A 26,087-nucleotide genomic window follows, 5' to 3' on the forward strand; every position below is an offset into this window, starting at 1 on the left:
CGCCACCAACGGCGAACGCCAGGTCCGCATTTTTGTCTCGCCTGACCGAGAATACGTACACACGCTGCAGAACCAAATAGAGCAGCTCGGATCCCGGAGCAATGCGCGGCGGGCGTTCCAACCGACCCTGAGGTGTAAGGGGCAAGGTGCTGCGGGGTTGGAGGAATGGGGTAAGCTACCAGACAGTCATGCGTGAAGACGAGGGCGCGAACATGGGCCGGAACCACAACGTTTGGCCACGTTCGGGTTGGAGGCATTTAGCTTGCAGGGGGCGGCCTGCAACGTATGCGGAGCCGGGTGTGACCGGGGCGGGCGCCCGCGGCTGAGTCGGATTTCCGTCGGACTCGTGCGGGAGGCGCCGGGAGGGTCCGACCGTGCTGACGAGGGGTCGGTGCCCTGCTGGGCTCGTATGTGGGGATTCTGTGTCGGAAGTCCTTTGGGCGGGCCTAGAGTTGGTGGTCCGGTGATCCCGTGCGGCGGATCGGCGGGGCGGGCGGTGTGGGGGTCAGGATGAGGTGCGGCATCGGATGAAGTCCGGGGCGGACAGGGGCGACGAGGTCACGGCGAGCGGGGAGAAGTCGCTGGCCGTCGGGGGAAACCTCGGGAACGCGGTGATCGGGGACAACCCGACGTTGATCGTGCAGCACCTCCGCCCGAGGGTGCGGCGGAGCACCGTGCTGACGGGGCTGGCCGTGCTCGCGGTGGGTGGGGCGGTGACGGGGTTGCTGGTGTTCGGGGACGGGAAGCCCGCCACGGTCTCGGTCGGCTCGGTGTGGCCGGCCCGGAACGCGGGATGTGACCTGACGAGCCGGGTGGCGATGCCACGAGGTGGCCCGGAGGTGGGGGCGGTGGACCTGGGGTTCGAGAACGATCCGCGGAACGCGGCCGCCGCGATGGGTGCGGCCTCCTGGCTGGCCGGGGCGCTGACACGGTCGGTTTTTTTTTTTTTTCTTCACCGTCAGCGCGGGGTTGGACAAGCCGACGGTGGACGATGACCAGGCTTGCAAACCTGTGCAATCAAGAGGGTTCGAACCGCCACCTACGCATGGGACACACAGTCGGTCCCCCGGAAGGTTGGACGTGCCCCCCCCTCCTAAGAGCCGCAAGAGCTCTGCAGCGGTCTCGGCTCGGGAGACTGGACACGGACAGGGCACGGTATTGACGCGACGGCTGGGACTTGGAGGGCGCATGGTCCGACGTACGGTCGGGGCGACGCGCCGTAGAACGGCGCATCACCAGGACAGAGCCGCGCTACGGTGGAGACCTACGGGCCCGACTAAGAAAGCAGCAGTCGCCCCAAGCTCAATCATCATCAATGGTGACGTCCTGCAAGGCGACGTTAAACGAGTGGAAAGCCTCGACAGTCGGTCCCACCTGGTCGAACGGGGGTCGAGGAGCGTACCACCGCGCCAGAGACCCAACACCAAGCTCCTACTGGGCCCGTTCCGCTACGCAGGGACAGCGTGGACCTGGCTCGCGCGGGTGCCCAGCGGGTACCAGATCAAGTGCGAAAACCGCCGGCCAGGGCAGGGATAGAGAGCTAGATCCCAGCAAGGGAGTAGGACGTAGGAAAGGATGAACGGCATCAACAACGGGGACTATGAGGCATGGAATCCTGCCACCGTAGGCCCTAGTGACGACGGACGGGTGACGGATTCTAAGGGATGAGGACCGGTGGGTATCCATTGGTGGGACAGGGAGAGAGAATGGTCCTGATACTCCCATCGGTTATGAAGGTGAGGAGGAAGGATCTGGGACGCCCCGCCCCACCCGCGCTAAGTACAGGAAGGCCATGGGGAGCGAAAGTAGGGGGTGGGAGAACAGCCGTCGGCCCAGGAAAAGCTCACTGGACGATCAAGCGCACTAGAACATTACAGGCAATCCCCCCAAACACACGAGCACATCTGGGTGGCCAGGGCAGCGGCCGGCCGGACCCAGTAGTATGCAGGAATCGAGCAAAGAAGTACGATCTCGTAGCCCGGCAGCCAGACAGATGTATCATCACAGGGAGGGTCAAAGTACTCGTGACAGGTAAGAGGCAGACAATGCAGACGGCTCGGACTAGTCTGGTTGTATTCAGGTGCCATGGGGATTAATCCTACAGGACAGATTGAAAGGCGACCACAATAGCCGTCACAATGGCACAAAGGCAAGACGGGTACAGGAGGACAGCATTGGGAGACACAACAGGACAGGTACACACCATCAGACGACGGGCCTGGGGGGTCAGGTCAGCGGGCTGGTCCGGTAAGCAGGGGAGCGCGGTCTCCTAGGAAGGGGGTACTGGGGGGGTAGTGTCACGTGGTCACGGAATACGGCAAAACGAACGGAGTAGTCTCGCGGGAGCACGGCTATCGCGACTCGGGCACGATGGGCAGGACACGGTATTCGCAGCATGACACCAGGATCGAGGGCAAGACCCCACCAAGAATGCCCGCCAACGAAGGGGGAATCCTGGCAGTCGGACCAAGACCACCCGGTAAAGTATCCGTTGGCAACAACACGGACGGACAAACCAGCCACACGCCGCCGGGCCCCATGGGTCCAGGTGGGGGCCCCTCGGGTCTCACGGAAGAACGACACGGGCAAATCAAAAGCCCGTCAGCGGACTATGGATAGGACCACGCACACCGGAAAAACCAGCGACTTGGCCAATCACAGCCAAGCACAACGCAGAAACGAAAAATACCGGCGTGACGAACTCACACATATCGCCGGTCTGTCCAAGAACCGTGTAGGCACCCGGGAGCACGATGCCACGTTCTATTTCAGGCCGTCCGCCCGTCACAACCCCCCCCCGCCGCACAGCTCTGCCCACAACGAGCCGGAGGGGGGGACCTTCGACACGCCGGAGCCTAGCCGGTAAACGGCCGCCGAATACGGCCCACACTGGGCCCGGCGCTGCGCCATCCGAACCCGGCCGGCGACTCCGGACCGCGGCCCCTGCCCTAGAGCCGCCCCTGGCGCTCCTTGCTGCGCCATGCCTTCCGCACCGCGCGTACCTACACCCGGTCCAGGGACCTTGTCGGCCTGTCGTGGGAACCCGGCCCTTCAGTTCTGATGAACGTCTGCCACCCGTCGCGATCGCTTCCCCCCCCCCTGGACCCCCGCCAGCCCCCCGCGCCCGGAGCACGAGCTTCTCGACACACATCCCCCCCTGGCACAAGCAGGCTAGCGAGCGGCCTGGCTCGACTCGACGCGGGCGTGCGACGGTTGGGGGCGACGATCGCGATGGGGCGCGTGGACGGTGGCGTGCGGAGGCCGGTGGGGTGCTGGACGGCCGGAGCGGCCGGGCAAGTGTTGCCCTCGGCACGACACCGGAATAGAGGAACCAGGTTCTGTGGGTGTCGCGAGGCGTCGACGCGGTGTGTCGACCCATGGAAAACGACCCCCGCCCGTTCCCGTTTCCCGCACGAGAAGCGCGCCGCGTCCACGGCCGCACGGCTCCTCGTAACCTGGAGTGGACCCCGGCCACTGGCCTAAACGTCGCCACACGGATGGCTCCGAGGAGAGCTACGGGTTACAGTGCCGCCTGATCTGACCTCCACCGAACGCGAGGGTGGAGCGGTGCAGCGCTGGCCAATCGCGATACGGGCGGTACGCGCGAGCCGGACGAGCTGGGCAGCCCAGAGTGCGCCACTTCCGCAGGGCCTTCGTGATACCTGGTCGCCCTCTACGAACTCGGGCAAGGCGTGAACGGCCAAGGACGCTTCGTCTCCGGCGGCCCTTCCGCCACACTGAGACACCGTGGGGTGGCCGGCCGATTCATCGTGATGAGCAGACGACGTCGGTACGCACGTGCAGAGCGGTTCGTGCCCAGCGGTAGACGCGACCGGTGTGTCGGTGCCCCAGCCGGTCCAGGAAATGACGCGGTGATCCAAGGCGACCCGCAGAGCCAGGCCCGACCACCTCAACGACGACGAGCATGGCCGGGGTCTCTGGGGCGGGCGCAGGTTCTGTCGCGGCGGTGGTTCGTAAAGACGGTTCAGGCCAGGGCGGGGACCGACTCTCAAGGCTGGTTCCTGCGTAACGGCCCAACCAAGGTCCGATGAACCGCCCCCGCGGTGCCCCACAGCCCCCACCGGAATGCCGGGAGGCTCTGATAATAACGACAGCTACCACCGATCCATCCCCCTCCCAACGTCCGTTGTCGTATCGGCTCCGAGCTACAGAACAGCCTAATGGACGAAACTGCATCCACGCCTAGGGCGTTCTTCTCTGCCGGCAATTCATCACGTGCTCCGACAGAGTTGTAAGATCCGGACACGGCTCGACGGGATGCAGACGGTGGAGATGAGGTCCCGGCGCAATCTATAGCTGCCCCTGAGAGTGCAGGGCTCGGACACTGGATGCGCTTAGGGCTAACTTGTCGTAAGAGTGAGTAAAGCTGCTCTGCGTTCCCCCCAGGGCCGCCCGCCGCCAGTTTGCCGTGTATTGAGGTTGAGTGTACTGTTTGTCGACATTTCACCGACTCCAACGTGTCTCGTTGCAGTCGACGGGCCGCTTCTTTGGTCGGTCTATCGTAGTGCCACTTTGCGGGAGTGGGCTCCCTCCCTCCGAGTCGGCCCAGGCGAGTGTTTGGCGCGGTTGAGCCGCGGACCAATGGGTTCGGCCGGGGCGTGCCAGGGTGGATAGACGGCGTGCCCCGCGCCACCGCGATGCACCACCGCCGCTGCTAAAGCCTATCGCAAGCGGGCACCGGACATCGGCCGCGGGGAGACCCATACCGAACACTAAAGAAAGGTCTAGAGGAGCAATTTGTCCACAGCACGCCAAGGCAAGGCACGAGGGGAACCGACTCCGGACCAGCTTGAGTTCTAAGAATCGGTTTGCCGAGAATGGTCGGCGGGGGACGGAGAAACGTCGGATGCCGGGGGTCGGCGCCATGAGATTCATCGAAACTCCGGCATAACGGCATCTCCGGGGGCGGTGTGATAGAGGAACGTAGAGGCGAAAGAGAGGGCGGACGCAGTAGTGCCAGTCGGCCGGGGCCCGAGGGGGTGGATTTACGTGGTCGAACCGCCTCCGGAGTGTCCCGCACAGAGGGGCCATGGTGGGTGGGCTCGGATGGCCAGGCCGGAAGGCCCCTTTGACGAGGCACGGCCCCGCCGGTGACTGAAGTGAGCGCGTGGACACGACGGAGAAGGTCCGCCGCCGTACGACCGAATCCAACAGCTCCCAGGTTCCGCACGATTCCCACCCTGGGCTGCAAATAAGGCTGGAGTCAGTGCTGGGCATGGAGCAGAGAGATGGTGTTCTTTGTTGTGAGATGGACAGAGCCCTCTCTCCACAGGGGCGCGTAGGGAGCGCCCACATCCCAGGGACGGCATTATGATGGGGTCAGCCCACTTCCAAGGACCCGAAGCACGCTGGGCAAGTGTAGCTCCACAAGGCCCGTACCGGTGCCATGAGGGGGAAGGGGCGCGGGTACTACACTTAACCGCCCGGATCACCGCGTCGCATCAAGATGCGTGTGTTGGGTTGAACTCACAGACACATACACACATAAGACTCGGTGGCACGAGCCGGCCACAGCCAATGTACAGCCCCACCACGCAACGGACGCACTCCCCCCCCGAATTCCTACAGGCATGGGAGCAACGTCGCCTCCACTGTAATGTTGGCCATCAGCTTCAAATCCGAGCAATCAAAAAACGACATGGACCTAGGGACTTTCCAAACAATTTCCCAGATCTCGACGGAAGCCCTTTACGAAAGATATAAGAAAGCAAAAGATAGTAAAAGAAAAGGAAAATCACGTAAAGAAGAAAAGAAACGAAAAAAGAGAAGAGTGAACAAGAAGACACAGTAAAGCAATATTTTAGACCCCACAAAGAAAAGAAAAGGAAGAAAGAGGAAACTAGCAAGAAGAAGAAGACCAGAAGAGAGGGAAGGAATGAAAAAAGAGGAAACGCACCTTTAGGTCGCATGGCACAGCGAGGCGAAGCCTATCGGCTGGAGCACCGTCCGTCAACTCTTCGTCGGAAGCGGCATACCAAAGTTCTAGGGATGAGTCTGCCGCTGACGGGTGGCGAGGCGGGCAAGCCAAGAGGTGTGTGGCCTGTAGCCCACAGGTACTGGCTTTTCGGACCGCGGTGTCCATTCGCGGACCTCCGCGCCGGCGAGGAGGTGCGGCCGTCCCTGCCCCCACCGGTCGAAGCTGACCGTCTTTCGCAACTCCCGGACGCGGGGCAAGGCTCGAAAGCCCCATGTCGGACGAGTTGTTTCTGCCCCTAACGCCATGTTGTCGGCACGGCGGTTCCGGTGGCCTAGCCCCGACCTGGCTTCGTATCCACCGCTTACCGCAGGAACCCCCCCAGGAACGCCCGCTCCACCCCCCCCGGACGTAAAGCAGCTCCACCACTCCGCCGGGCGGGGGGGGTGGACCCGAACGGCGAAGGCGCGCCTCACGCGCAGCATAAGTCAGAAACCCAAGGCAGCGCTGGGCCCCCCCGCCAGCCGATGCCCTTTTATCGCCGGCACCGGCGTTGCACCGCTGGCCGGCCCGGTTTCGGATGGGCGTGCATCACCGGCTCAAGAGCACCAGAGGTGTTTGTTTCTTCTTGCCGCTGCATCAGGGACCTCTGGCGGCGTTAGCCAGGAAGACAAAGGTGGAAAGGGTGGCGCGGGGGGGTCGGCCGGGTTCGGCGGGTTGCCCGGGGGCAACAAGAAGGCCAGGCAGTTAGATAGTTTCACCAGGGGAGCCTCGGTGACCACTCGCTTCAGGCCGGGCGTTTTTTTCTTTTTTTTTTCTTTTTTTGAGACCACCAGGGTCATCGGCCGATGGCCCAGTGGAAATCCTGTTCGCGGAATGTATGTCTCAGGGCAGGGAGCGAGCAGGGCTTCGTCGTCCACCGAGATGGGTGACCGTGCCGACTGTCGCCACTGCGGTTCTCCAGTGACCAGGTCGGTCGAGGCGAGGGTCTTCCCTCGGGCACGGTGTAGCTCTGCGCCGGACTCCTTGCCGGTGGCGGGGGAGGGCGAGTCAGCAGAGGGTGGAGAAGAGCGCTAGGCCTCCGGGCCGGGCGCCGGGGCACCCGGACGGGGCTGGCACTGGGGCGTCTGGTAGATCGGCCCGGGGACGAGCCGGCCAGTGCGCGGCGCTAGAGGAGTAGGACGCGTCTCTCTGTCCTGTCTGGCCCGCCTCGGCGAGGCCCGCGCCTCCGCCGACGTCGCCAGCGCCTTCTTCTCGGCGACGATTCGGTTTTCTTGGCTCGCGCGCGGTGCGCTGCGCCGACTGCGACAGCGGACTACTGTGAGCAGGCTCCTCCTTAGAGCATCCCCAGTCCCCTACTTCTACGGGCCGGGCTCTTCGCCTTGACGACCTGCAGGCCCAGTCAGCACCTCCAGCACAGCGCCGGAACCACCGCCCGGCGTAGCCCGCCTGCCAGGACCTAGCGTCGCAAGGGCGCTGTCTCAGGCGCGCGGAGCAACCCTCGGGATGTAGCTCGTGCTGTCTGTAGGACGTAGGTCGCACCGTCGGCCGCGAGGCGCTTGCCAGAGCTGGCCTCGGCGCCGTCCGCGCACGCACGGTCAGCCGGAAGGCCTGTGTCGGGACGCGCGCGGGCTCGCTGGCCAGATTCGTCGCTACGGGACGGACCTTCCGCACCGAGCTCCGACGTAAAGGATGTGGGCCCTGCCCCAGGGACATGCGTGGACACGGGGCGGCGGTTGTAGCGGCGCTCGCAAGTTACGTGAGGTCAGTTCGGCCCCACCGCGCGTTCACCGGGCGCGGCTCGCTGAGGTGGCGATGAGACACGAGTCGCGTGTTTTCTTTGGCGGCATGCCCTCGGTTGTGTCCAGTGGCCCAATGGCCAAGGTGGTGTCGAGGCCGGTGCCCGGCCCTGGGAGATCTGCGCAGGGCTCAGCGCTTCGGATGTTTCGATACTCGACACCGCCCGATCGGGACGGAGGATGATTCGTCCTATCGACCCTCGGGCACCGCCGCGTCCTGCTCGGCGCCTGCGGCTAGCACCCGCACGGCTTGGAACGGCACCGGTGCGCGCGACGGGGCAGCGAGATCTCCACGCGGCCGGTCGACAGGACGGAGACCCTGGCCCGTGGTGCCCGGGTAGAGGGAGAGCAGGTCCGGTTCGACCGTGCACCACTCCGCCGCCGCGCCGAGCACCTCGAAGTGGTAGGCCTCCACGATCTCGCCGCTGTTGCGGACTTCCAGGCCGATCCGGACTTCTTCGCCGGGCAGCACCGAACTGGCCGGCGGCTCCAGGCGGGCGGAGGTGGTCATGCCGCGAGGGTACGGAGCGCCCCGGGGGCGGGCAGGTGCCCCGCGGTCACACATTCGGGCACGGATGCTGCCCGTTGAGTCCTTGTGAAGTGCCTGCTGACTGACCGGGAGTTCACTGGTGCCGGGCCGACGGTCGGTGCGTGCGGAGCACCGGGCGCGGCCGAGTCAGGGGGTGTCGTCGGTGCGGTACCAGGGGAACGGCGGCGGTGAGCGGATCAAGGTCCGGCTCTGTGCCCAGGATCCGATCACCGAGGCCGGGCTGTCCGGGCAGCTGCGGCCCTGCCCGGAGCTGCGGCTGCTGCGGGCGGACGAGGCGGACGAGGCGGCCGTGCTGCTGGTCGCCTTCGACCGGGTCGGGGAGGAGGAGGTGCAGATGCTCCGTCAACTGCGGCGCACCGCACCGGGGCGGCTGGTGCTGGTCGGCACCGAACTGGACGACGTCGGGCTGGTGGCTGCGGTGGAGTGCGGGGTGGTCGGGGTGGTGCGGCGGGCCGAGGCCACGGCGGCGCGGCTGGTGCAGACCATCGTGGCGGCGGCGCGGGGCGAGGGGACGGTGCCCGCGGACCTGCTCGGCCGGCTGCTGGAGCAGGTCGGCCGGCTCCAGCGGCAGGTGCTGGACCCGCGCGGGCTGGCCTTCACCGGGCTGTCGGCGCGGGAGGTGGAGGTGCTGCGGCTGGTCGCGGCCGGGCACGACACGGCGGAGATCGCGGAGGCGCTCGCGTTCTCCGAACGGACCGTCAAGAACGTGCTCCACGAGGTGACCACCCGGCTCCAACTGCGCAACCGCTCGCACGCGGTGGCCTACGCGATGCGGGAGGGCTTCATCTGAGCCGGGGCAGGCGGCCAGCCAGGTGGGCGAGAGGGAGGCTCGATCGGGGGCGGGAGCGGCTTGGCCGGTGGTGGTGTGCCGAGGCGTGCTGCGGTGCGGGTTGGGTCGGGGCGCGGTGCCGGATCGCCCGAAGGGGCAGTGGGGGGTGCCCCGGTGGGTGCCCGTGGTGGGGTGTGGCGGGGGTGGGGATCCGGGAGGGTGGTGCGGAGGGTCGGAGGTGACGGAGGCCGGGGGAGACCGTGACGCGAGGTGTGGTCCGGCGGGGATCGGGTCGGCGTGGTGCGGGGCGGCCGGCGGCCGTGCGGCGGGTGCTGAGGGTCTGTCTGGCCGGGGTGCTGGTGGCGGCCGTGCTGGCCGCGGTGCCCCGGGCCGGGACCGGCCGGGGACTGCCCGTGCAGCTGCTGGCGGCCGAGCCGGCTCCCGGGCGGATCGTGTACGCCGCGGACCAGAGCCACCGGGCGCTGGTGCTGGCGGCCGGGTCGGAGGCGCCGACCACGGCGCTGCTGCCGCCCGGGTCGGCCGGGGGAGGACTGCCAGCCCTCGGTGCGCGGGGACGCCCTGGTCTGGGTGAGTGACCGGAGCGGGCAGGGCGAGCGCTTGATGTGGCGTCAGGGGGAGGCGCCGGCGAAGGTCCTGCTGGAGCGGCCCGGTTGGCGGTTGAAGCACCCGGCGCTGTCGCCGGACGGGCAGTGGCTGGCCTTCACGTCCTGGCAGTCCGAGGACAGGTTCGAGGGGCTCTGCCGTCAGGACGAGTACCAGGACTCCTACCCGGTGCCGGAAGCCGACGACACCCGGGACGAGGACCACCGCCCCGGCCTGTGGGTGGTCCGGACGGACGGCAGTGGGCTGCGGCGGCTGGCCGTGGACGCCGGCTGGGGCAGCTGGTCGCCGGACGGGCGGCAGCTGGCGTACGAGCACGCCGATGCGGTGTACCGGGTCCCGTTCGCACCCGGCGGCCCGGCGGTGCGGGTGGCGACCGGGACGGACAAGGCCCGGCGCCCGGCCTGGGAGCCGGTGGACGGAGAGGGGCACGGGCGGATCGCCTTCCTGGCCGGGGCTCCTGACGGTGTCCCGTCGATCGGCACCGTCCCGCCGGGCGGGGGCACGCCGACCTGGGTGGTGAAGTACGCCGGGAGGGACCTCGCCTGGTCACCGGACGGGAGGCGGATCGCCTTCCTCTGGGGCGGCTACGCGTCCGAGGTCGAGGTCGACGACGAATGCGGGGGCTGTACGGCGCGGCAGGTGGCGTACAGCACCCATCCGTTCGAGTCGGCGGCTTGGTACACGCGAGCGGGAGGGCGGCAGCCGATCGTGCTGCTGACGGAGGTGAACGGGAGCTACCGGCATCTGGAAAGCGCTTTCCCGAGCGTGCCGCTGGAGCGACTGGACCTCGTCCCGCAGGACCTGCGCCGACGGATCGAGTACCGGGACCCGGCCTGGTCGCCGGACGGGCGGCGGCTGGCCTTCGTCCAGGTGCTGACGCGCAGTGAGGCCCCGGACGACTACCGGCTGATGGTCGGCGATCCGGCCGACCTGGCGCACGCGGCGGAGGTGGCGGGCGACGGCGTCGGCGGGGTGCTGATCGGAAAGCGCCGTCCCGCCTGGTCGCCGGACGGGACCCGGCTGGCCTACGCCGAGGGCGGTGGCGGAGAGTGCGGGGACGGCGGGGACTGCCCCGAGGACGAGATGTACCAGGGCGGCGAGGTCAAGGTGGTGGACCTGAGCGCCGGGGCCGACCGGGCACGGGTGCTGTTCACCGTGCCGGAGCGGGCCGCGCCCCGGAGCAGGTGCCACTCCCAGGATCTGGACCCGAGTTGGTCGGCCGACGGGACGCGGATAGCGCTTTCCCGGGCGAGTCAGTGCTTCCCCGAGGTCGGTGTCGCCGGGCGTTCGGCCGGCCCGGGTTCGGCTGCCCTGGGATCGGGTGGGGCAGGCGTCGGGGGGCAGGGGCCGAACGGTGCGCGGCCGAGTGGCGCGAGTGCGAGCGGGACAGAGGCGAGCGGGATGGGGGCGAGCGGGGCGGTCGACCGGGGCCTCGCCGCCCGGCGGTCGGCGGCGCCGGGCCCGGCCGCCGCCGAGTGGTCCCGGGAGCGGCTCGCCTCCGAGGAGCGGGGAGGCGCGCGCCACATCTGGACCGTCAGCGCCGTCGACGGTTCCGACCAGCGGGATCTGACCGCCCGTCAGTGCGGGATCGAGGACTGCCCGGTCCGTGACGAGCGCCCGGCCTACGCGCCGGAAGGCGACCGCCTCGCGTTCAGCCGGGTCACCCTGGAGCGGCCGCCGACGCCCACCCCCGCGCCCCCGTCCCCGTCGTCGCCCTCGGCGCCGCCCACCCCTGGTCCGCTGCGCGCCCTCGACTCGTACGACACGGAGAACCGGACCCTGCTGACCATGGCCGGCTCCGCCGCCGACTGCCGTCAGGTCGTGCCCCGGAGCGACGCCTGTCCGACCTACGTCCGACCCGCGCCGCCCGGCGACGGTCCGTTCCGCGAGCCCGCCGCACCCGCCTGGTCGCCGGACGGCCGCCAACTGGTCTTCGAGACCGAGCAGGTGGAGCCCGACGGCGACGGCGAGTACCGGGTCACCACGCTCGGCCTCGCCGACGCCGTCAGTGGAGAGGGGCGCCTGCTGCCCGGCCCGGTGTACGGCGAGCAGACCACCCCCACCTGGCAGCCGACCGCCGACCTGGAGGTGACGCTGGCCGCCGACCGTCCCCAGGTGGCGGAGGGTGACAGTGCCGAACTCACCCTCACCGTGAGCAACCTCGGCCCCGCTCCCGCCCGCCCGACCACCGCCGACCTCGCCCTTCCGGCCGGCCTGGTGCCCACCGGTGTGCCGACCCCCTCGCAGGGCACCTGCACCGGCTCCCCGCCCGCGCCGCCGCCCGGCTGCACCCTCGGCACCCTCCGCGCGGGCGAGCGGGCCACCGTCCGGGTGACGGTCACCGCCCGCGCGCTGGGCCCCCAGACCGGCACGGGCAGCGCTGGGACCGGCACCGGCACCGGATCCGGAACCACGGCGGGGGCAGGGACCGTCGACCCCCGCCCCGAGAACAACCGCGCCGAGGTCACCGTCGCCGTCACCGCGCGCCGGCCCTCCGCGCGGCCGGACCCGGCGGTCACCGTCGCGCTGGATCCGGCGACCGCCCACGTCGGCGGCACGGTCACGGCCCGCGTCACCGTCCGCAACCTGGGCGGCACCCCCGCCACCGGCGTGACCTTGGCCACCCAACTCCCGCCCGGCGCCAAGGTGGTGAGCGGCTGCACCGAGGCCTGTCCGGTCGCGCTGCCGACGGCGGGAGCGGAGGAGGTGGTCACGGTGGTGTTCCGGCCCGCCGCTGCCGCATCCACCGTGTCGTACGGTGCCACCGTCACCGCAGCGCTCACCGTCGCCGGGGACGACGAGCAGCCGGGCAACGACACCGCATCCGCCACGCTGACCGTACTGCGCCCCGCCGTGCTGCTCAGTCCGCCGATCGGACCGCCGGGGACGGTCACTCTCGCGTACGGCAGCCAGTTCCCGCCGGGGGCCGAGCTGCGGCTGAGCTGGAGCGCGGGCGTCACGGCCGCAGCCGCGCCGGTGCGGGTGGGGGCGGACGGGGCCTTCGCCGCACCCGTGTTGGTGATGCGCCAGGACGTCCTGGGGGCACGGGAGTTGGTGGTGCGGCAGGCGGCACCGGGTGATCCGGTCTTCGGCGAGGTGCGGACCGGCTTCCGGGTGGTGCCCGGCGTCCTCCAGCCCCGCGACTTCCAGTGGCGGCGGTGAGCGCGGCGGTGATCCACGAGGTGGACGAGGCGCTGCGGGCTCTGGTCCGGGCCGAGGTGCTGGCCGGGGCGGAGGTGGACCTGGTCTTCGACGCCCCGACCCGGGACTGGGCGGCCCGGCGGAACACCCCCACGGTCAACCTCTACCTCTACGACATCCGGGAGGACCTCAAGCGGGGCTCCCGGGGGCGGCAGAACGTCTACGACGCCGACGGGGCGGTGGTGGCGCGCACGCTGCCACCGCGCTATTTCAAGCTCTCCTACCTGATCAGTGCCTGGACCCAGCGCCCGGAGGACGAACACCGGCTGCTGGCCGCCCTGTTGCACTGCTTCCTGCGCCACACCGCACTGCCCCCGCCCGGTCTCGGGCCCGAACTCGCCGCCACCGGACTGCCGGTGCCGATCGGGATCGCCCTGCCGCCACCGGAGGACCGCGCCTTCGCGGACGTCTGGTCGGCGCTGGGCGGCGAGTTGAAGCCCTCGCTGGACCTGGTGGTCAGTGCGCCCGTGGTCACCGCGCCGCTCTACCCTGCCGGCCCGCCGGTCGGGGAGGACGGACTCCACTTGCGGAGCGGGGAGTTCGGAGGCCCGCCGGCCCGGGAGGTCGTGGAGGAGGAGGGTGCGGCCGACGGCGGCCGGACGGTCGACGGCCCGTTGACCGACGGACCCCCGGTGGGTGGCGTGGCGGCGGACGGCCCGTCGGCGGACGGGCGGGGACGGCGGCGGGGGAGGCGGCTGTGAGCGACGCCCACCTGGCCGAGCGGGTGGCGCTGGTGGAGCAGCGGATCCGGCGGGCGGTGGCGGCCCGACGGGCGGTCGATCCGACGCCTGACGATCCGTTCCGGGGGCTGTACCTGGCCGACGAGGCGGTGCAGCGGCTGCTCGACCGGCCGGTCTCCGCGGTCCCGGGGCCGGACACGGTGGACGAGGGGCGGCTGGCGGAGGCGGAGCGGCTGGCGGAGGTCACCGGTTCGCGGCTCCGGTCGCTCCGGCTCGGCTTCGAACTGGAGCCGCTGGACGTGGAGTTGCTGCTGGTGGCGCTGGTGCCCGACCTGGACGCGCGCTTCGAGCAGCTGTACGGGTACCTCAACGACGACGTGACGCGCAGGCGTCCGACCATCGGTCTGGCGCTCGCGCTCTGCGGCGTTCCGGCGGTCTCGGCGGCGGCCCGCGGACGGTTCGTTGCCCCGGCACCGCTGCCGGGGCGCGGGCTGTTGCTGGTGGAGGAGGCCGACCGGCCGTTCCTCGGGCGGTCGTTGCGAGTGCCGGACCGGGTCGCGGCGCACCTGTTGGGCGACGACGCTCCGGACCGCCGGCTGGCCGAACTACTGCTGCCGGTACGGCCGTTGCGGCCCGGTGGCGGGCGTGAGCTTGGGCATGGGCTTGGGCATGGGTGTGGCCGGGACCGGCTCGCGGCGGCGATGGAGGCGGTCGGACTGGTGTACCTGCGGGAGCCGGCGGGGGGATCGGCGCGCGGGGTGGCGGTGGAGGCGCTCCGGGCGGCCGGGCGGGCGGCCCTGGTGCTCGACCTGAACCGGCTCGCCCGGGATCCGGCACCGACCGAGGTGCTGGTGGCGGTGGGGCGGGAGGCGGGGTTCGGCGGGCCCCGGGAGGACGTGGGAGCGGTGGCCGGAGCGCCGGTCGGAGCGTCGGAAGGGATGGCGGCAGCGGTGGCGGCAGGGGTGGTGGCCGGGCCGGTGGAGGCGCTGGCCGAACGGCCGGAGTTGGTCCGCGCGCTGACGGAGCTTCCGGTGCCGGTGCTGCTGACCGGACGGGGCAGCTGGGAGCCGGAGTGGTCGGCGAGGGTGCCGCTACTGGTGGAGACCGGGCGGCTGGGGGCGGCGGACCGGGCCGGGCTCTGGCGGGCGGCGCTGCCGGAGGCGGCGGTGGACCTGCGGGTGGCGGCGCCGTTCGAGCTCTCGCCGGAGCAGGTCGGCCGGGCCGCCCGGACGGCGGAGCAGCAGGCGCTGCTGGCCGGCGGGCCGCTGACCGAGGTCCACCTCCTGCACGGGGTGCGGGCGCAGAACAGCTCCGGCCTGGAACGGCTGGCCCGCCGGATCGAGCCGGGCGTGGGCTGGGTGGACCTGGTGCTGCCGCCGGCCGTCCTCGGCCAGCTGCGCGAGCTCGCCGCCCGGGCCCGCCACCGGGACCGGGTCCTGGGGGACTGGGCGATGCGGCCGGGCGGCGGGCGGGGGCGCGGGGTGATGGCGCTGTTCGCGGGGGACTCGGGGACCGGGAAGACGCTTTCCGCCGAGGTGATCGCCGGTGAGCTCGGCCTCGACCTCTACACCGTGGACCTGGCCACCGTGGTGGACAAGTACGTCGGTGTGAGACCGAGAAGAAACCTGGAGCGGATCTTCACCGAGGCCGCCGGGGTGAACGCGGTGCTGCTCTTCGACGAGGCCGACGCGATCTTCGGCAAGCGCTCCGAGGTCAGGGACGCGCCGACCGCCTACGCCAACGTGGAGAGCGCTTACCTGCTCCAGCGGATGGAGAGCTTCGACGCCTGGCCGTGCTCGCCACCAACCTGCGGGCCAACCTCGACGAGCCTTCACCCGCCGCCTCGACCTGGTGGTGGACTTCCCGCTGCCCGACACGCGCAGCGCACCGCCCTCTGGGAGCGGTTGCCTCGGCTCTGGCGCTGCCGCGCGGCGACGACCTCGACCTCCCCTTCTGCGGACGCTCCTTCGAGCTGGCGGCGGCGACATCCGCTCGGCCGCCGTCACCGCCGCGTACCTGGCGGCGGAGGCGGACCGACCGGTGGGGATGTCCGAGGTGGTGGCCGCCGTCGCCCGTGAGTACCGCAAGCTCGGGCGCCTCTGCCTGCCGAACGAGTTCGGCTCCTACCACCACCTGGCCCGCTGAGCCGTGGCACCGTCCCGTGGGACGTGTGACGTGGGACGTGGGATGGCGGGTAGCGGGGGCGGGTCGCAGGTGACGAGTCGACGGTGGTGTGGACAGGCGGCAGGGCCGCCTCCTTGACCCGTCGTCAGGACCGCTCGGCCGCCGTCCTCCCACCCTCGGTGCGGCCTGCCCGGGCGACCGGGAGCAGCAGCAGTCCGCACGCGGCCACCAGCAGCCATCCCGGCCGGACGGCCGGGGCCAGGTCGGCGGGGGCGGCGCCCGAGACCAGGATGCCCGCCAGCGCGATGCCCAGTGCCGAACCGAACTGCCGCGCCGTGGAGGTGATCGCGCCCGCCACCCCGGCGCGGGCTGCGGGCAGGCCGCCCACGGCGGTGTTGGTGATCGGGGCGTTGGCGAAGCCGAAGCCGACGCCGACCAGCAGGTAGCCGAGCAGCAGGAGCGGCAGGCTCGCGCCCGCGCCGGGAGAGGAGAGCTGGAACAGCGAGAACAGGCAGACCCCGCCCGCCGTCAGAAAGCCACCGGCCAGCAGCAGTGGCCGACGCGGGCCGACCCGGGCGGTGAGGCGGCCGGACCACGGGGCGCAGACGATCGCGCCGAGGGCCATCGGCAGGGTGGCGGTTCCTGCGGCGAGTGCGCTCCAGCCCCGGGCCTGCTGGAGGTAGAGGGTGGAGAGCAGCAGGGTCAGACCGAGCGCGACGAACACCGCCACCGCGCCCAGCACCGCGCCGGTGAAGGCCGGCCGGCGGAACAGCCCGAGGTCCATCAGCGGCTCCGCACGCCGACTCTCCACCCGGACGAAGGCGACCGTCACGGCGAGGACCACCGCGTACGCGGTCAGTGCGGCGGGCGAGGTCCAGCCGATCCGCGGGCCCTCGATCAGCACCCCGACCGAGACCCCGACCAGCACGGCCAGCAGCGCCTGCCCGGGCAGGTCGAGCCGCCGGGCCTGCGGGGCGCGCGACTCCGGTACGTGACGGACCGTCAGGGCCAGTGCCACCAGCACCACCGGGACGTTGACCCAGAACAGCGAGCGCCACCCGAGGCCGTCCACCAGCGCACCGCCGGTCACCGGACCGGCGGCCATGCTGAGCCCGAAGACCGCCGCCCAGACCCCGATCGCCCGGGCCCGCTCCTTCGGGTCGGGCATCGCGTTTGACCACGATGGCCAGCGCGACCGGGCTGAGCATGGAGGCGCCGATCCCCTGGAGGCTGCGGGCCGCCACCAGCCAGCCGAGCGACGGCGCGAGCGCGCAGAGCAGCGAGGCGGCCCCGAACGCCGCCAGGCCCAGGCGGAAGATCCGCCGTCGCCCGAAGCGGTCGGCCAGCGCCCCCGAGGTGATCAGCAGGGCGGTGAGCACCACGGTGTAGGCGTCGACGGTCCAGGCGAGGGCGTGGACGGAGACGCCCAGGCCGGCGCCGACGGCGGGCAGGCCGATGTTGACGATGGTGGTGTCCAGGCCGACCAGGAACAGGCTGAGGCAGCAGACCGCCAGCACCGTCCACCGTCGGCGGGCGTCGAGCCCGGGCGGTGGAGCGGACGTGGCGGACGTGGCGGTGGTGGCGGTGGCAGGGGTGACAGGGGTGGGCGCGGTCACGGTGGCCTCTCACGGTGCGTCAGGACGGTGCTGCCGCCCAGCCTGGGGCTGCGGGCCCCGTCGTGCCCAGGTGCTTTGCCGTTCCTGCAAGGATGGCCCCGTGGACGCGGAACTCGAAGAGGTACTGGACGCCATCGGCCCCCGGCTGCGCACCCTGCGCCGCGACCGGGGCCTCACCCTGGAGGCGCTCGCCGAGAGCACCGGCATCTCGGTCAGCACGCTCTCCCGCCTGGAGTCCGGCAAGCGGCGCCCCTCCCTCGAACTCCTCATCCCGCTGGCCCGGGCCCACCGGGTGGCCCTCGACCAGCTGGTCGCCGCCCCGGCCAGCGGGGACCCCCGGGTCCACCTCCAACCGGTCCACCGCCACGACGGCAGCGTGGTCGTCCCGCTCACCCAGTACCCGGGCCGGGTCCGGGTCTTCAAGCAGGTGCTGGCCCCGCGCGAGCCCAAGCTCGTCACCCACGGCGGGTACGAGTGGCTCTACGTCCTGGCCGGCACCGTCCGCCTGATCCTCGGCGAGGGCGAACTGACGCTCCGTCCGGGCGAGGTCGCCGAGTTCGACACCAGCGAGCCGCACTGGTTCGGCCCCGCCGACGACCACCCCGTCGAGGTCCTCCACCTCTTCGGCCCCCAGGGCGACCAGGTCGTGGTGCGCACCTGACCGGGGGCTGCCCCATGGGGAAGGGCGGGCTGCCCGAAAGGCGGCGGAGCGGGCCCTGGGCGGCCCGCAAGGGCGCGGGGCAGGCTGGGCGGGGTGTCGGTCAGCGGCTGCTGAGGGGGCGTCATGCGGGAGTACGAGCACGAGGGGGAGGGCGGCGGTTCGGGGCTACGGCCCCGGGCGGGCCGGGATGGTGCCGGGCCGGGCGGGGTGGAGCTGCGGGCGGCGGTGGACGGGCGGCCCGAAGTGCTGGGCGCGGCTGGGCTGTTGGGGCTGCAGCGAGTGGCCGGGAACGCGGCGGTGGGGGCGGTGCTGGAGGAGGGGGCCGAGGAGGCGCGTTCGCCGGTGCACGAGGTGGTGGCCGGGGGCGGGGAAGCGCTGGAGCCGGCGGTGCGGCAGGACATGGAGGCGCGGCTGGGCCACGACTTCGGGGACGTCCGGGTGCACACGGACCAGGCCGCGCACGACTCCGCCCGGTCGGTCGACGCGCACGCCTACACGGTCGGCTCGCACGTGGTGTTCCAGCGGGACGCGTACGATCCGGGCTCGCACCGGGGGCGGACCACGCTCGCGCACGAGCTGACGCACGTGGTGCAGCAGCGGGCCGGGGCGGTGGACGGGACGGAGACGGCGGGCGGTGTCCGGGTGAGTGACCCCGGGGACCGCTTCGAGCGGGAGGCGGCGGACACCGCCGACCGCGTGACGGCGGAGCCGTCGGTGCAGCGGGCGGAGGAGGACGAGCTGCCCACCGAGGAGTAGTCAGCCCGGGACCGACGACGCATGCGGTCCGTACGCGCCGACCCGTGTGCGGCGGTCCCTGTGGGCAGGGTGGTGCGGGTCGGCGTGTGCTGGGCGGCGTGTCAGGAGCCGGTGACGGCTGCCTGGCCGGCGGCCTCCGCCGCTGCCTGGGCCTCGGCGATGGCCTCGGCGCGCAGTTGCTCCTCGGAGGAGCCGAGGCGCCAGTAACCGGTGAACTCCACCAGCTTGCGGTCGAGGCCGCGCTCGCCGACCAGGTGGCGGCGGATCGAACGGACGGCGGCGGCCTCGCCGGCCACCCAGGCGTACGGGGTGCCGGCCGGGAGGTCGGCGGTGCGCAGGGCGTCCAGGGCCAGGCCGGGGCGGGCGCCGTCGCGGACCAGCCAGTGGACCTCGGCCTCGGCGGCGGTGGTGAGCTCCAGGCGGTCGTCCTCGGTGGGGACTTCGAGGAAGGCGCTGACCCGGGTCCCGGCGGGCAGCCACTCCAGGATGGCGGCGGCCGCCGGCAGGGCGGTCTCGTCGGCGGTCAGCAGGATCCACTCCGCCCCGGCCGGCGGACGGAAGCCGACGCTGGTGTTGTCCTCGACGGCCGGGCCGAGCAGCAGCACCCGGTCGCCGGCGGCGGCCCGGCCGGCCCAGGCGGAGGCCGGGCCGGTGTCGCCGTGCAGGACGAAGTCCACGTCCACCTCCGGGAGTTCGGGACGGGCGGCGCGCACGGTGTAGGAGCGCATCACCGCCCGCTCCTGCTCGGGCAGCGCCCGCCAGGCCCAGAACCAGCCCTCGCCCTCCTCGACCGGGACCACCGGCTCCGGCTGGCCCGGGTGCGGCAGGAAGAGCGAGAAGCTCTGGTCCCGCCCGCCGGAGGCGAAGCCGGCCAGTGCCGGGCCGCCGAACGTGATCCGGAGCAGCGAGCTGCTCAGCCGCGCGGTGCGGACCACCTCGGCGGGGAAGAAGGCGAAGGGCTGGTCGGACATCGCGGGTACCTCCGGCAAGGGGCTCAGCAGGGACTCAGTAGGGGCGGATCAGTGGGCCGGCAGTGGGCCGGCGGGGCGTCGACGGCGCGTCGGCCCGGTGCGAGCGGGCCCTGAGCAGGCGTCAGGAGAGCTTCTTGGCGCTCTCGATGGCCTTGGCGAGGTCCTCCAGCAGCGGGGCGGCGCCCGCGTAGGAGAAGCGCGGGACGGCGTCCCACGGGGTGACCTGGTTGGCCTTGACCGCCGGCAGCTGGGCCCAACCGGGCTTGGACGCGAGGTCCTTGGGCTGGAGCGCGGTGGAGCGCTTGTCGAGCAGCAGCAGGTCGGCGGGGTACTTGCCGGCGTTCTCCCAGCTGAGCGACTCGAAGTAGCCGCCCTGGTCCAGCTTGTCCGGGACGACGATGTCCACGCCCAGCTCCTTGAAGTACATGAGGTCCGTGCTCATGCCCGGAGCGGAGGCGTAGAAGATGTCGGCGGCACCCGAACAGGCCAGCACCTTCAGGCCGTTGGCGGCCTTGGCGGCCTGGCGCAGCTTCTCGGCGGCGGCCTCGAAGCGGGCCTTGGCGTCGGTGACCTCCTTGGCCTTCAGGTCGGCGCCGAGCGAGGCGGCCAGCTCCGCGTAGCGGCGGATCGGCTCGGGCAGCGGCACCCGGCCGGTGGTGATGGCGACCTGCGGGGCGAGCGGCAGGATCTTGTCCTTGCTCTCCTCGGGGACGTACCAGAGCTGGTCGGCGTCGTACATGTGGGTGACCAGCAGGTCGGGGCGCAGGGCCGCGTACTTCTCGATGCTGAACTCGCCCCAGGCGTTGCCGATGATCTCGATCTTGCCGAGGTCGAGGTTGCCGGCCTGGGGGTCGGGCTTGCCGTCGGCGCCCTTGGTCTCGCCGAAGACGCCGACGATCCGGTCGCGGAGGCCGAAGTCGTGCAGGGCGGCGGCGGTGCCGGTGAAGGCGACGATCCGCTGGGGGACGGCCTTGGCGGTGACCTCCTTCTTGCGGTCGTCGGTGAACGACCACGGACCGGAGGCGGCGCCCGAACCGGAGCCCGCAGAGGCGGAGGAGTCCTTGGAGCCGGAGCTGCCGCAGGCGGCGAGCACCGCGCCGAGGCCGACGGCGCCGGAGGCGGCGAGCAGGCCGCGACGGGTGAGGTGGGCGGGACCGGCGTTCGTCATGGCGGTGACTTCTCTCGTGCGGGAACGTGCGGGAACGTGCGGGAGCGTGCGGGGACACGGCGGACATGAGGTCAGGGGGCTGCGGAGGGCACGCCCGCATTCGGGGGCATGCGGGCGTGCCGCAGCGGGCGGGCCGTCGCCGTGGGGCACCGGAGTACCCGGAGCGGCGGCCGCCGATCGTTAGGTTAGCCTAACCATTGTTACTGTCCATCAGGGCGGGGTACCCCCCTGAACTGCACCGGAGTCCGCTCGTGTCCTTGACCAAGTCGCCACCGCAGGCCGCAGCAGGCGCCCCACGGCCGCCGGGGCGTCAGGCCCGGCGCGCCGCCGGGCTGTTCGCAGCCCTGCTCCTGCTGCTCCTCGTCCTGGTCCTGAGCCTGGCGGTCGGGGCGAAGCAGCTGGGCCCCGGCGAGGTGTGGCGGGGGCTCACCGAGCAGGGCTCGCCCGCCTGGACGGTGGTGCACGAGATGCGCCTGCCGCGCACCCTGCTCGGCCTGCTGGTCGGCTGCGCGCTCGGCCTGGCCGGCGGAGTGATGCAGGCCCTGACCCGCAACCCGCTGGCCGACCCCGGTCTGCTCGGCATCAACGCCGGCGCCTCGGCCGCCGTCGCCTCCGCCGTCACCTTCTTCGGCGTCAGCTCCTTCGGCGGGTACGTCTGGTTCGCGCTCGGCGGCGCCGCCGTGGTCTCGGCGGCCGTCTACGCCGTCGGCGGCGGCCGCACCGCCACACCCGCCCGGCTGGCCCTGGCCGGCTCCGCGCTGAACGCCGCGCTCTACTCCTACGTGATGGCCGTGATGCTGCTGAACGCGGCCTCGCTCCAGCAGATGCGGTTCTGGACCGTCGGCTCGCTGGCCTCCGCGCAGACCGACACCGTCCTCAAGGTGCTGCCCTTCGTGGCGGTCGGCGTGTTGCTCGCGCTCGCGCTGGCCCAGCCGCTCAACGCGCTGGCGCTGGGCGAGGACTCGGCCCTCGCGCTCGGCGCCCGGCCCGGCCGGGTGCGGGCCGGCGCGATCCTCGCCGTCGGACTGCTCTGTGGCGCGGCCACCGCCGCCTGCGGCCCGGTCGTCTTCGTCGGCCTGCTGGTGCCGCACCTGGTGCGCGCGGTCACCGGCCCGGACCTGCGCTGGCTGCTGCCGTACTGCGCCGTGCTGGCCCCGGTGCTGCTGCTCGGCTCGGACGTGCTCGGCCGGGTGCTGGGCCGCCCCGGCGAGCTCCAGGTCGGGATCGTCACGGCGGTGCTCGGCGGGCCGCTCTTCCTCCACTTCGTCAGGCGGCCGAAGGCGGTGCGGGCATGAGCGCCCCTCAGCTGAGCACCTCCCGCGGTGCCGCTCGGTCCCTCACCCTGCGGACCGGCGGGCTGTCCGTCCGCCTGCGCCCGCGCGTGCTCGTGGCGCTCGCCCTGGTGCTGGCCGTGCTCCTGGTGCTCGCCGTGCTGGCGATCGGCACCGGCGACTACCCGATCGCCCCCGCCGAGGTGGTCCGCACCCTGCTGGGCGACGGCACCCCCGCCCAGGACTTCATCGTCCACGAGCTGCGGCTGCCCAGGGTGGCGACCGCGCTGCTGGTGGGCGCGGGGCTGGCGCTCTCGGGCGCGCTCTTCCAGTCCCTGGTGCGCAACCCGCTCGGCAGCCCCGACATGCTCGGCTTCACCCAAGGCGCCTCCACCGGCGCCCTGGTGGCGATCGTGCTGCTCGGCGGCGGCACCTTCGCGCTCTCGGTCGGGGCGGTGGCGGGCGGCCTGCTCACCGGCCTGCTGATCTACCTGCTCGCCTGGCGCGGTGGCGTCCACGGCACCCGGCTGGTGCTGATCGGCATCGGCGTGATGTCGATCCTCACCGGGGTCAACGGCTACCTGCTCACCCGGGCCGAACTGGTCGACGCCTCCCGGGCGATGCTCTGGCTGACCGGCAGCCTGGACGGCCGCGGCTGGGACCAGGCCGGTCCGCTCGCCCTGGTGCTCGCCGTGCTGCTGCCGGCCGTGCTGCTCGGCGCCGGGCGGGCGCTGCGGCTGCTGGAGATGGGCGACGAGGCCGCGTCCGCGCTGGGCGTGCGGGTGCAGGGCGTACGGCTGCTGCTGATCGCCGCCGCCGTCGTGGTCGCCGCCTTCGCGGCCGCGGCCGCCGGGCCGGTCTCCTTCGTCGCACTGACCGCCCCTCAGCTGGCCCGTCGCCTCTCCCGCGCCCCCGGCCCGAACCTCACCGGCGCGATGGCCGTCGGCGCGGCCCTGACCGTCGGCGCCGACCTGCTCGGACAGCACCTGGTGGCCGGCCGACAGCTGCCGGTGGGCGTGGTGACGGGCGTGCTCGGGGGCGGCTACCTGGTGTGGCTGATGGCCACCGAACGCAAGGCAGGACGGATATGACGGCCCGACAGGAAGAGACCACCAAGGTGACCACCGCGCTCCCCTCCTCCCGGCTCGCGGGGCAGGGACTGACCCTCGCCTACGAGCAGCGCACCATCGCCGAGGGCCTGGAGGTGGCGATCCCGGACAACTCCTTCACGGTGATCGTCGGCCCCAACGCCTGCGGCAAGTCCACCCTGCTGCGCGCGCTGGCCCGGGTGCTCAAGCCCAAGGCCGGCCGGGTGCTGCTGGACGGCGCGGACATCGCCTCGCTGCCCCCGCGCACCGTGGCCCGCACCCTCGGTCTGCTGCCGCAGACCTCCATCGCCCCGGACGGCATCACCGTCGCCGAGCTGGTCTCCCGCGGCCGCCACCCCCACCAGGGCCTGCTGCGGCAGTGGTCCCGCGAGGACGAGCGGATCACCGACGAGTCGATGGCCGCGACGGGCGTACTGGAACTGGCCGACCGTCAGGTGGACGAGCTCTCCGGCGGCCAGCGCCAGCGGGTCTGGATCGCCATGGCCCTGGCCCAGCAGACCCCCCTGCTGCTGCTGGACGAGCCCACCACCTACCTGGACATCGCGCACCAGATCGAGGTGCTCGACCTCTGCGCCCGCCTGCACGAGGAGCAGGGGCGGACCCTGGTCGCCGTCCTGCACGACCTCAACCACGCCGCCCGGTACGCCACCCACCTGATCGCCATGCGCGACGGCCGGGTGCTGGCCGAGGGGGATCCGGCGCGGATCGTCACCGCGGAGCTGGTCGAGGAGGTGTTCCGCCTGCCCTGCCGCGTGATCGAGGATCCGGAGACCGGCAAGCCGCTGGTCATCCCGGCGGCGCGGGCCCGGACCTGACACGGTGTCCGCTCTCTGGTGTAGACCAAATGGTTGAGTCCAATCGGGCGTGGTACCCCGCAGGGTTGACCCGGTGGTGTCCGAAGTAGCCCGCTCGTTCGATGACGCGACCATGCCCAACTGGAAGTCTCTGGTCCCGCAAGCACTGCTCACCGGAACACCGGAAACGGGAAGGCACCTCCATGAAGCTCCGTGCACTGGGCCTGGCCACCACGCTGGCCGCCTCCGCGTTCATCACCGTCGCGACCGGCACCGCCGCCCACGCCATCGGCTGCGGCTCCACGCCGGCCGCGGTCAGCCCCAAGACCGCCACCGTCGACGGCCCGTACAACTCCTACAACCTCTACAACGGCCCGGCCACCAACTGTGGCCACCCACGGCTCCCCGGTGCCGGACCGCTCCGGTGCCACGGCCCTCTGCTCGGCCAACATCACCGGCACCACCTGGTACTACATGGACACGGTGAGCGGCAAGGGCTGGATCTCCTCGGCCAACGTCAAGCTCTACAGCGGCTACCCGGGCGTCTGCAAGTGACGTCCGCCTGACACCCCGTCGGACCTCCCGACCTCGGCACCACGAACGGCCCGCCTCCCCCCTGGCGGGCCGTTCGCCGTCCCCGGGTCGGTCACGCCAGGGCCTCGGCGATCCGGCGGAGCGTGGCGCGGTGGAGGTCCGGGTCGTGGGCGCCGGTGGTGACCAGCACCTCCTCGGCGCCGGCCAGCTCGACCAGTCCGTCGAGCTCGGTGCGGACCTCCTCCGCCGTCCCGGCCACCTGGCCGGCCACCGTGCGGTCGAGGAGCTCCCGCTCACGCGGCGTCAGCTCCGCGGCCCGGACCCGCTCGGGGGAGGGCAGCGCGGGGAAGGCGCCGTCGGAGCGGGAGCGGACGATCGCCCAGGCCTCGGGCGCCAGCAGGTCGCGGGCCTCGGCGGCGGTGCCGGCCACGGCCACCGGGGCGGCGAGCAGGACGCGCGGCTCGGTGCACCAGGGGGAGGGGCGGAAGGCCTCCCGGTACTCGGTCACGACGCCGAGCAGGCGCTCGCGGTCGTGCAGCCCGCCGACCACCACCGGCAGGCCGGCCCCGGCCGCGATCCGGCCGCCCTCGCCCATCGCCAGGACGTACGGCGCCACCGGCTCGACCTCGTCGGGCTGGACCCGCACCCGGGGGTGGCCGGCCGTCGTCCCCTCGCCCAACCAGTCGAGCAGTTCGGCGAGTTTGGGAGGGGAACGCGTCCGCATCCGCCCGCCCGTGCCCGAGCGCCTCCTGGATCGCCCTGGTGAAGCCCACCGAACGGCCCACCCCCAGGTCGATCCGCCCCGGGAACAGCGCGGACAGCACCCGGAACTGCTCCGCCACCACCACCGGCCGGTGGTTGGGCAGCATCACGCCGCCGGTGCCGATCCTGATCCGCCCGGTCCGCGCGGCCACGGCCGCGGCCAGCACCGTGGGCGCGGACCCGGCGATGCCGGGCACCCCGTGGTGCTCCGACAGCCAGAACCGGTGGTACCCCGCCTCCTCGGCGGCCACCGCCGTCCGTACCGTCTCGCGCAGCGCCTCCGCCGCCCCGTGCCCGTCCCGGACGTGCGAGCGGTCCAGCACGGAGAGCCTGTACCTGGTACCCATGCCGCGAGTCTACGAGGGTGGGGGCCGGTCGTCCGTGTGCGCCGTGGTGGGGCCGGCCGGGACCGGCGCCACCACGCGCGCCGACCGGACCACCGACACCGGGGACTGCGCCGACGGGGGGAAGGCGGCCGCGGTCCTGCGTGTCCGGTCCGGTCGGGACGGGTGGCGCGGTAGGGATGGTGGCCCGGGGCACCGCCGGGCCGAACGCCGTGCGGGCCCGACCGCAGGAGGAGGACCGATGCCGGGAACCGAGGGCCCCAGGCTGCTGATGGCCCGTCACGGGCTCACCGCCTGGGCCAGGTCGGGCCAGCACACCGGCCGCACCGACCTGCCGCTGCTGCCGCTCGGCGAACGCCGCGCCGAACTGCTGGGGCGGCGGCTGCGCGCCGCTCCCTGGAACGGCCTGGAGGGCGCCG

General features: G+C 72.0%; 18 protein-coding genes and 2 pseudogenes. 13 read left to right on the plus strand and 7 right to left on the minus strand.

Annotation, left to right across the window (positions count from 1 at the left end; all coding sequences use genetic code 11):
- Window positions 1-527: 527 nt before the first annotated feature.
- Window positions 528-995, plus strand: coding sequence for a hypothetical protein (locus ABD946_RS28135; RefSeq protein ID WP_345288218.1), 468 nt, complete (start codon window positions 528-530; stop codon window positions 993-995).
- Between the two features lie 6,929 nt (window positions 996-7,924).
- Here ABD946_RS28135 and ABD946_RS28140 read toward each other — a convergent pair.
- On the minus strand, window positions 7,925-8,245 hold the full coding sequence (locus ABD946_RS28140) for a hypothetical protein (RefSeq protein WP_345288219.1): 321 nt from the start codon (window positions 8,243-8,245) through the stop codon (window positions 7,925-7,927).
- 181 nt (window positions 8,246-8,426) lie between these two features.
- Here ABD946_RS28140 and ABD946_RS28145 point away from each other — a divergent pair, with 181 nt between their 5' ends.
- The 5 genes from ABD946_RS28145 (at window position 8,427) to ABD946_RS28165 (ending at window position 15,636) form a co-directional block, all read left to right on the plus strand.
- Window positions 8,427-9,074 (plus strand): helix-turn-helix transcriptional regulator, encoded by a 648-nt coding sequence (locus ABD946_RS28145; RefSeq protein WP_345288220.1) that lies wholly within the window; start codon window positions 8,427-8,429, stop codon window positions 9,072-9,074.
- A gap of 308 nt (window positions 9,075-9,382) precedes the next feature.
- Entirely contained in the window at window positions 9,383-9,649 is a 267-nt protein-coding gene (locus ABD946_RS28150) for a hypothetical protein (RefSeq protein ID WP_345288221.1), read from the plus strand.
- Window positions 9,642-12,839, plus strand: coding sequence for a hypothetical protein (locus ABD946_RS28155; protein ID WP_345288222.1), 3,198 nt, complete (start codon window positions 9,642-9,644; stop codon window positions 12,837-12,839). The genes ABD946_RS28150 and ABD946_RS28155 overlap by 8 nt, the downstream gene beginning before the upstream one ends.
- An 8-nt stretch (window positions 12,840-12,847) precedes the next feature.
- The gene (locus ABD946_RS28160; RefSeq protein ID WP_345288235.1) at window positions 12,848-13,579 is read left to right on the plus strand and encodes a Pvc16 family protein; all 732 of its coding nucleotides are present in this window, start codon (window positions 12,848-12,850) and stop codon (window positions 13,577-13,579) included.
- Window positions 13,576-15,636 carry an ATP-binding protein gene (locus ABD946_RS28165; protein WP_425558718.1) on the plus strand — a complete coding sequence of 687 codons (2,061 nt, stop codon included), beginning with the start codon at window positions 13,576-13,578 and terminating at the stop codon, window positions 15,634-15,636. The genes ABD946_RS28160 and ABD946_RS28165 overlap by 4 nt, the downstream gene beginning before the upstream one ends.
- A 191-nt stretch (window positions 15,637-15,827) precedes the next feature.
- Here the strand turns inward: ABD946_RS28165 and ABD946_RS28170 are convergent, their stop codons facing one another.
- Together ABD946_RS28170 and ABD946_RS28175 are read right to left on the minus strand one after the other, a co-directional pair.
- On the minus strand, window positions 15,828-16,850 hold the full coding sequence (locus tag ABD946_RS28170; protein ID WP_345288223.1) for an MFS transporter: 1,023 nt from the start codon (window positions 16,848-16,850) through the stop codon (window positions 15,828-15,830).
- Window positions 16,851-16,917: 67 nt separating this feature from the next.
- Window positions 16,918-17,298: pseudogene (locus tag ABD946_RS28175) on the minus strand (MFS transporter); the annotation flags it as partial.
- Window positions 17,299-17,398: 100 nt separating this feature from the next.
- On the opposite strand from ABD946_RS28175, the gene ABD946_RS28180 reads away from it, so the two are divergent.
- Window positions 17,399-17,959 (plus strand): helix-turn-helix domain-containing protein, encoded by a 561-nt coding sequence (locus ABD946_RS28180; protein WP_345288224.1) that lies wholly within the window; start codon window positions 17,399-17,401, stop codon window positions 17,957-17,959.
- A gap of 123 nt (window positions 17,960-18,082) precedes the next feature.
- Window positions 18,083-18,715 (plus strand): eCIS core domain-containing protein, encoded by a 633-nt coding sequence (locus ABD946_RS28185; protein ID WP_345288225.1) that lies wholly within the window; start codon window positions 18,083-18,085, stop codon window positions 18,713-18,715.
- A gap of 101 nt (window positions 18,716-18,816) precedes the next feature.
- Here ABD946_RS28185 and ABD946_RS28190 read toward each other — a convergent pair whose 3' ends face one another.
- Both ABD946_RS28190 and ABD946_RS28195 read right to left on the minus strand, forming a co-directional pair.
- Window positions 18,817-19,686, minus strand: coding sequence for a siderophore-interacting protein (locus ABD946_RS28190; RefSeq protein WP_345288226.1), 870 nt, complete (start codon window positions 19,684-19,686; stop codon window positions 18,817-18,819).
- A 121-nt stretch (window positions 19,687-19,807) separates the two neighbouring features.
- Entirely contained in the window at window positions 19,808-20,854 is a 1,047-nt protein-coding gene (locus ABD946_RS28195) for an ABC transporter substrate-binding protein (protein WP_345288227.1), read from the minus strand.
- A 257-nt stretch (window positions 20,855-21,111) separates the two neighbouring features.
- On the opposite strand from ABD946_RS28195, the gene ABD946_RS28200 reads away from it, so the two are divergent.
- The 4 genes from ABD946_RS28200 (at window position 21,112) to ABD946_RS28215 (ending at window position 24,583) form a co-directional block, all read left to right on the plus strand.
- On the plus strand, window positions 21,112-22,149 hold the full coding sequence (locus tag ABD946_RS28200; RefSeq protein ID WP_380150479.1) for a FecCD family ABC transporter permease: 1,038 nt from the start codon (window positions 21,112-21,114) through the stop codon (window positions 22,147-22,149).
- The gene (locus ABD946_RS28205) at window positions 22,146-23,216 is read left to right on the plus strand and encodes a FecCD family ABC transporter permease (protein WP_345288230.1); all 1,071 of its coding nucleotides are present in this window, start codon (window positions 22,146-22,148) and stop codon (window positions 23,214-23,216) included. The genes ABD946_RS28200 and ABD946_RS28205 overlap by 4 nt, the downstream gene beginning before the upstream one ends.
- On the plus strand, window positions 23,213-24,049 hold the full coding sequence (locus ABD946_RS28210) for an ABC transporter ATP-binding protein (RefSeq protein WP_345288232.1): 837 nt from the start codon (window positions 23,213-23,215) through the stop codon (window positions 24,047-24,049). Before ABD946_RS28205 ends, ABD946_RS28210 begins: the two co-directional genes overlap by 4 nt.
- Window positions 24,050-24,436: 387 nt before the next feature.
- Complete coding sequence (locus ABD946_RS28215; RefSeq protein ID WP_345288233.1) at window positions 24,437-24,583, plus strand: hypothetical protein; 147 nt, start codon at window positions 24,437-24,439, stop codon at window positions 24,581-24,583.
- Between the two features lie 91 nt (window positions 24,584-24,674).
- Here ABD946_RS28215 and ABD946_RS28220 read toward each other — a convergent pair whose 3' ends face one another.
- Both ABD946_RS28220 and ABD946_RS28225 read right to left on the minus strand, forming a co-directional pair.
- Complete coding sequence (locus ABD946_RS28220; protein ID WP_345288238.1) at window positions 24,675-25,286, minus strand: LLM class oxidoreductase; 612 nt, start codon at window positions 25,284-25,286, stop codon at window positions 24,675-24,677.
- A 13-nt stretch (window positions 25,287-25,299) separates the two neighbouring features.
- Window positions 25,300-25,671: pseudogene (locus ABD946_RS28225) on the minus strand (MsnO8 family LLM class oxidoreductase); the annotation flags it as partial.
- Between the two features lie 268 nt (window positions 25,672-25,939).
- Between ABD946_RS28225 and ABD946_RS28230 the strand changes: the two are divergent.
- Window positions 25,940-26,087: histidine phosphatase family protein (locus ABD946_RS28230; RefSeq protein WP_425558719.1), on the plus strand; the 148-nt coding region annotated here is incomplete at its 3' end.

The sequence above is a fragment of the Kitasatospora albolonga genome, from assembly GCF_039535905.1.
In the GTDB taxonomy this organism is placed as follows: domain Bacteria; phylum Actinomycetota; class Actinomycetes; order Streptomycetales; family Streptomycetaceae; genus Kitasatospora; species Kitasatospora albolonga.

Excerpts from the sequence above, each read along its gene's own strand:
- ABD946_RS28135 (WP_345288218.1), top strand. The coding sequence starts at position 528 with ATGAAGTCCGGGGCGGACAGGGGCGACGAGGTCACGGCGAGCGGGGAG.
- ABD946_RS28140 (WP_345288219.1), bottom strand. The coding sequence starts at position 8,245 with ATGACCACCTCCGCCCGCCTGGAGCCGCCGGCCAGTTCGGTGCTGCCC.
- ABD946_RS28170 (WP_345288223.1), bottom strand. The coding sequence starts at position 16,850 with ATGCCCGACCCGAAGGAGCGGGCCCGGGCGATCGGGGTCTGGGCGGCG.
- ABD946_RS28185 (WP_345288225.1), top strand. The coding sequence starts at position 18,083 with ATGCGGGAGTACGAGCACGAGGGGGAGGGCGGCGGTTCGGGGCTACGG.
- ABD946_RS28190 (WP_345288226.1), bottom strand. The coding sequence starts at position 19,686 with ATGTCCGACCAGCCCTTCGCCTTCTTCCCCGCCGAGGTGGTCCGCACC.
- ABD946_RS28195 (WP_345288227.1), bottom strand. The coding sequence starts at position 20,854 with ATGACGAACGCCGGTCCCGCCCACCTCACCCGTCGCGGCCTGCTCGCC.
- ABD946_RS28205 (WP_345288230.1), top strand. The coding sequence starts at position 22,146 with ATGAGCGCCCCTCAGCTGAGCACCTCCCGCGGTGCCGCTCGGTCCCTC.
- ABD946_RS28210 (WP_345288232.1), top strand. The coding sequence starts at position 23,213 with ATGACGGCCCGACAGGAAGAGACCACCAAGGTGACCACCGCGCTCCCC.
- ABD946_RS28220 (WP_345288238.1), bottom strand. The coding sequence starts at position 25,286 with ATGCGGACGCGTTCCCCTCCCAAACTCGCCGAACTGCTCGACTGGTTG.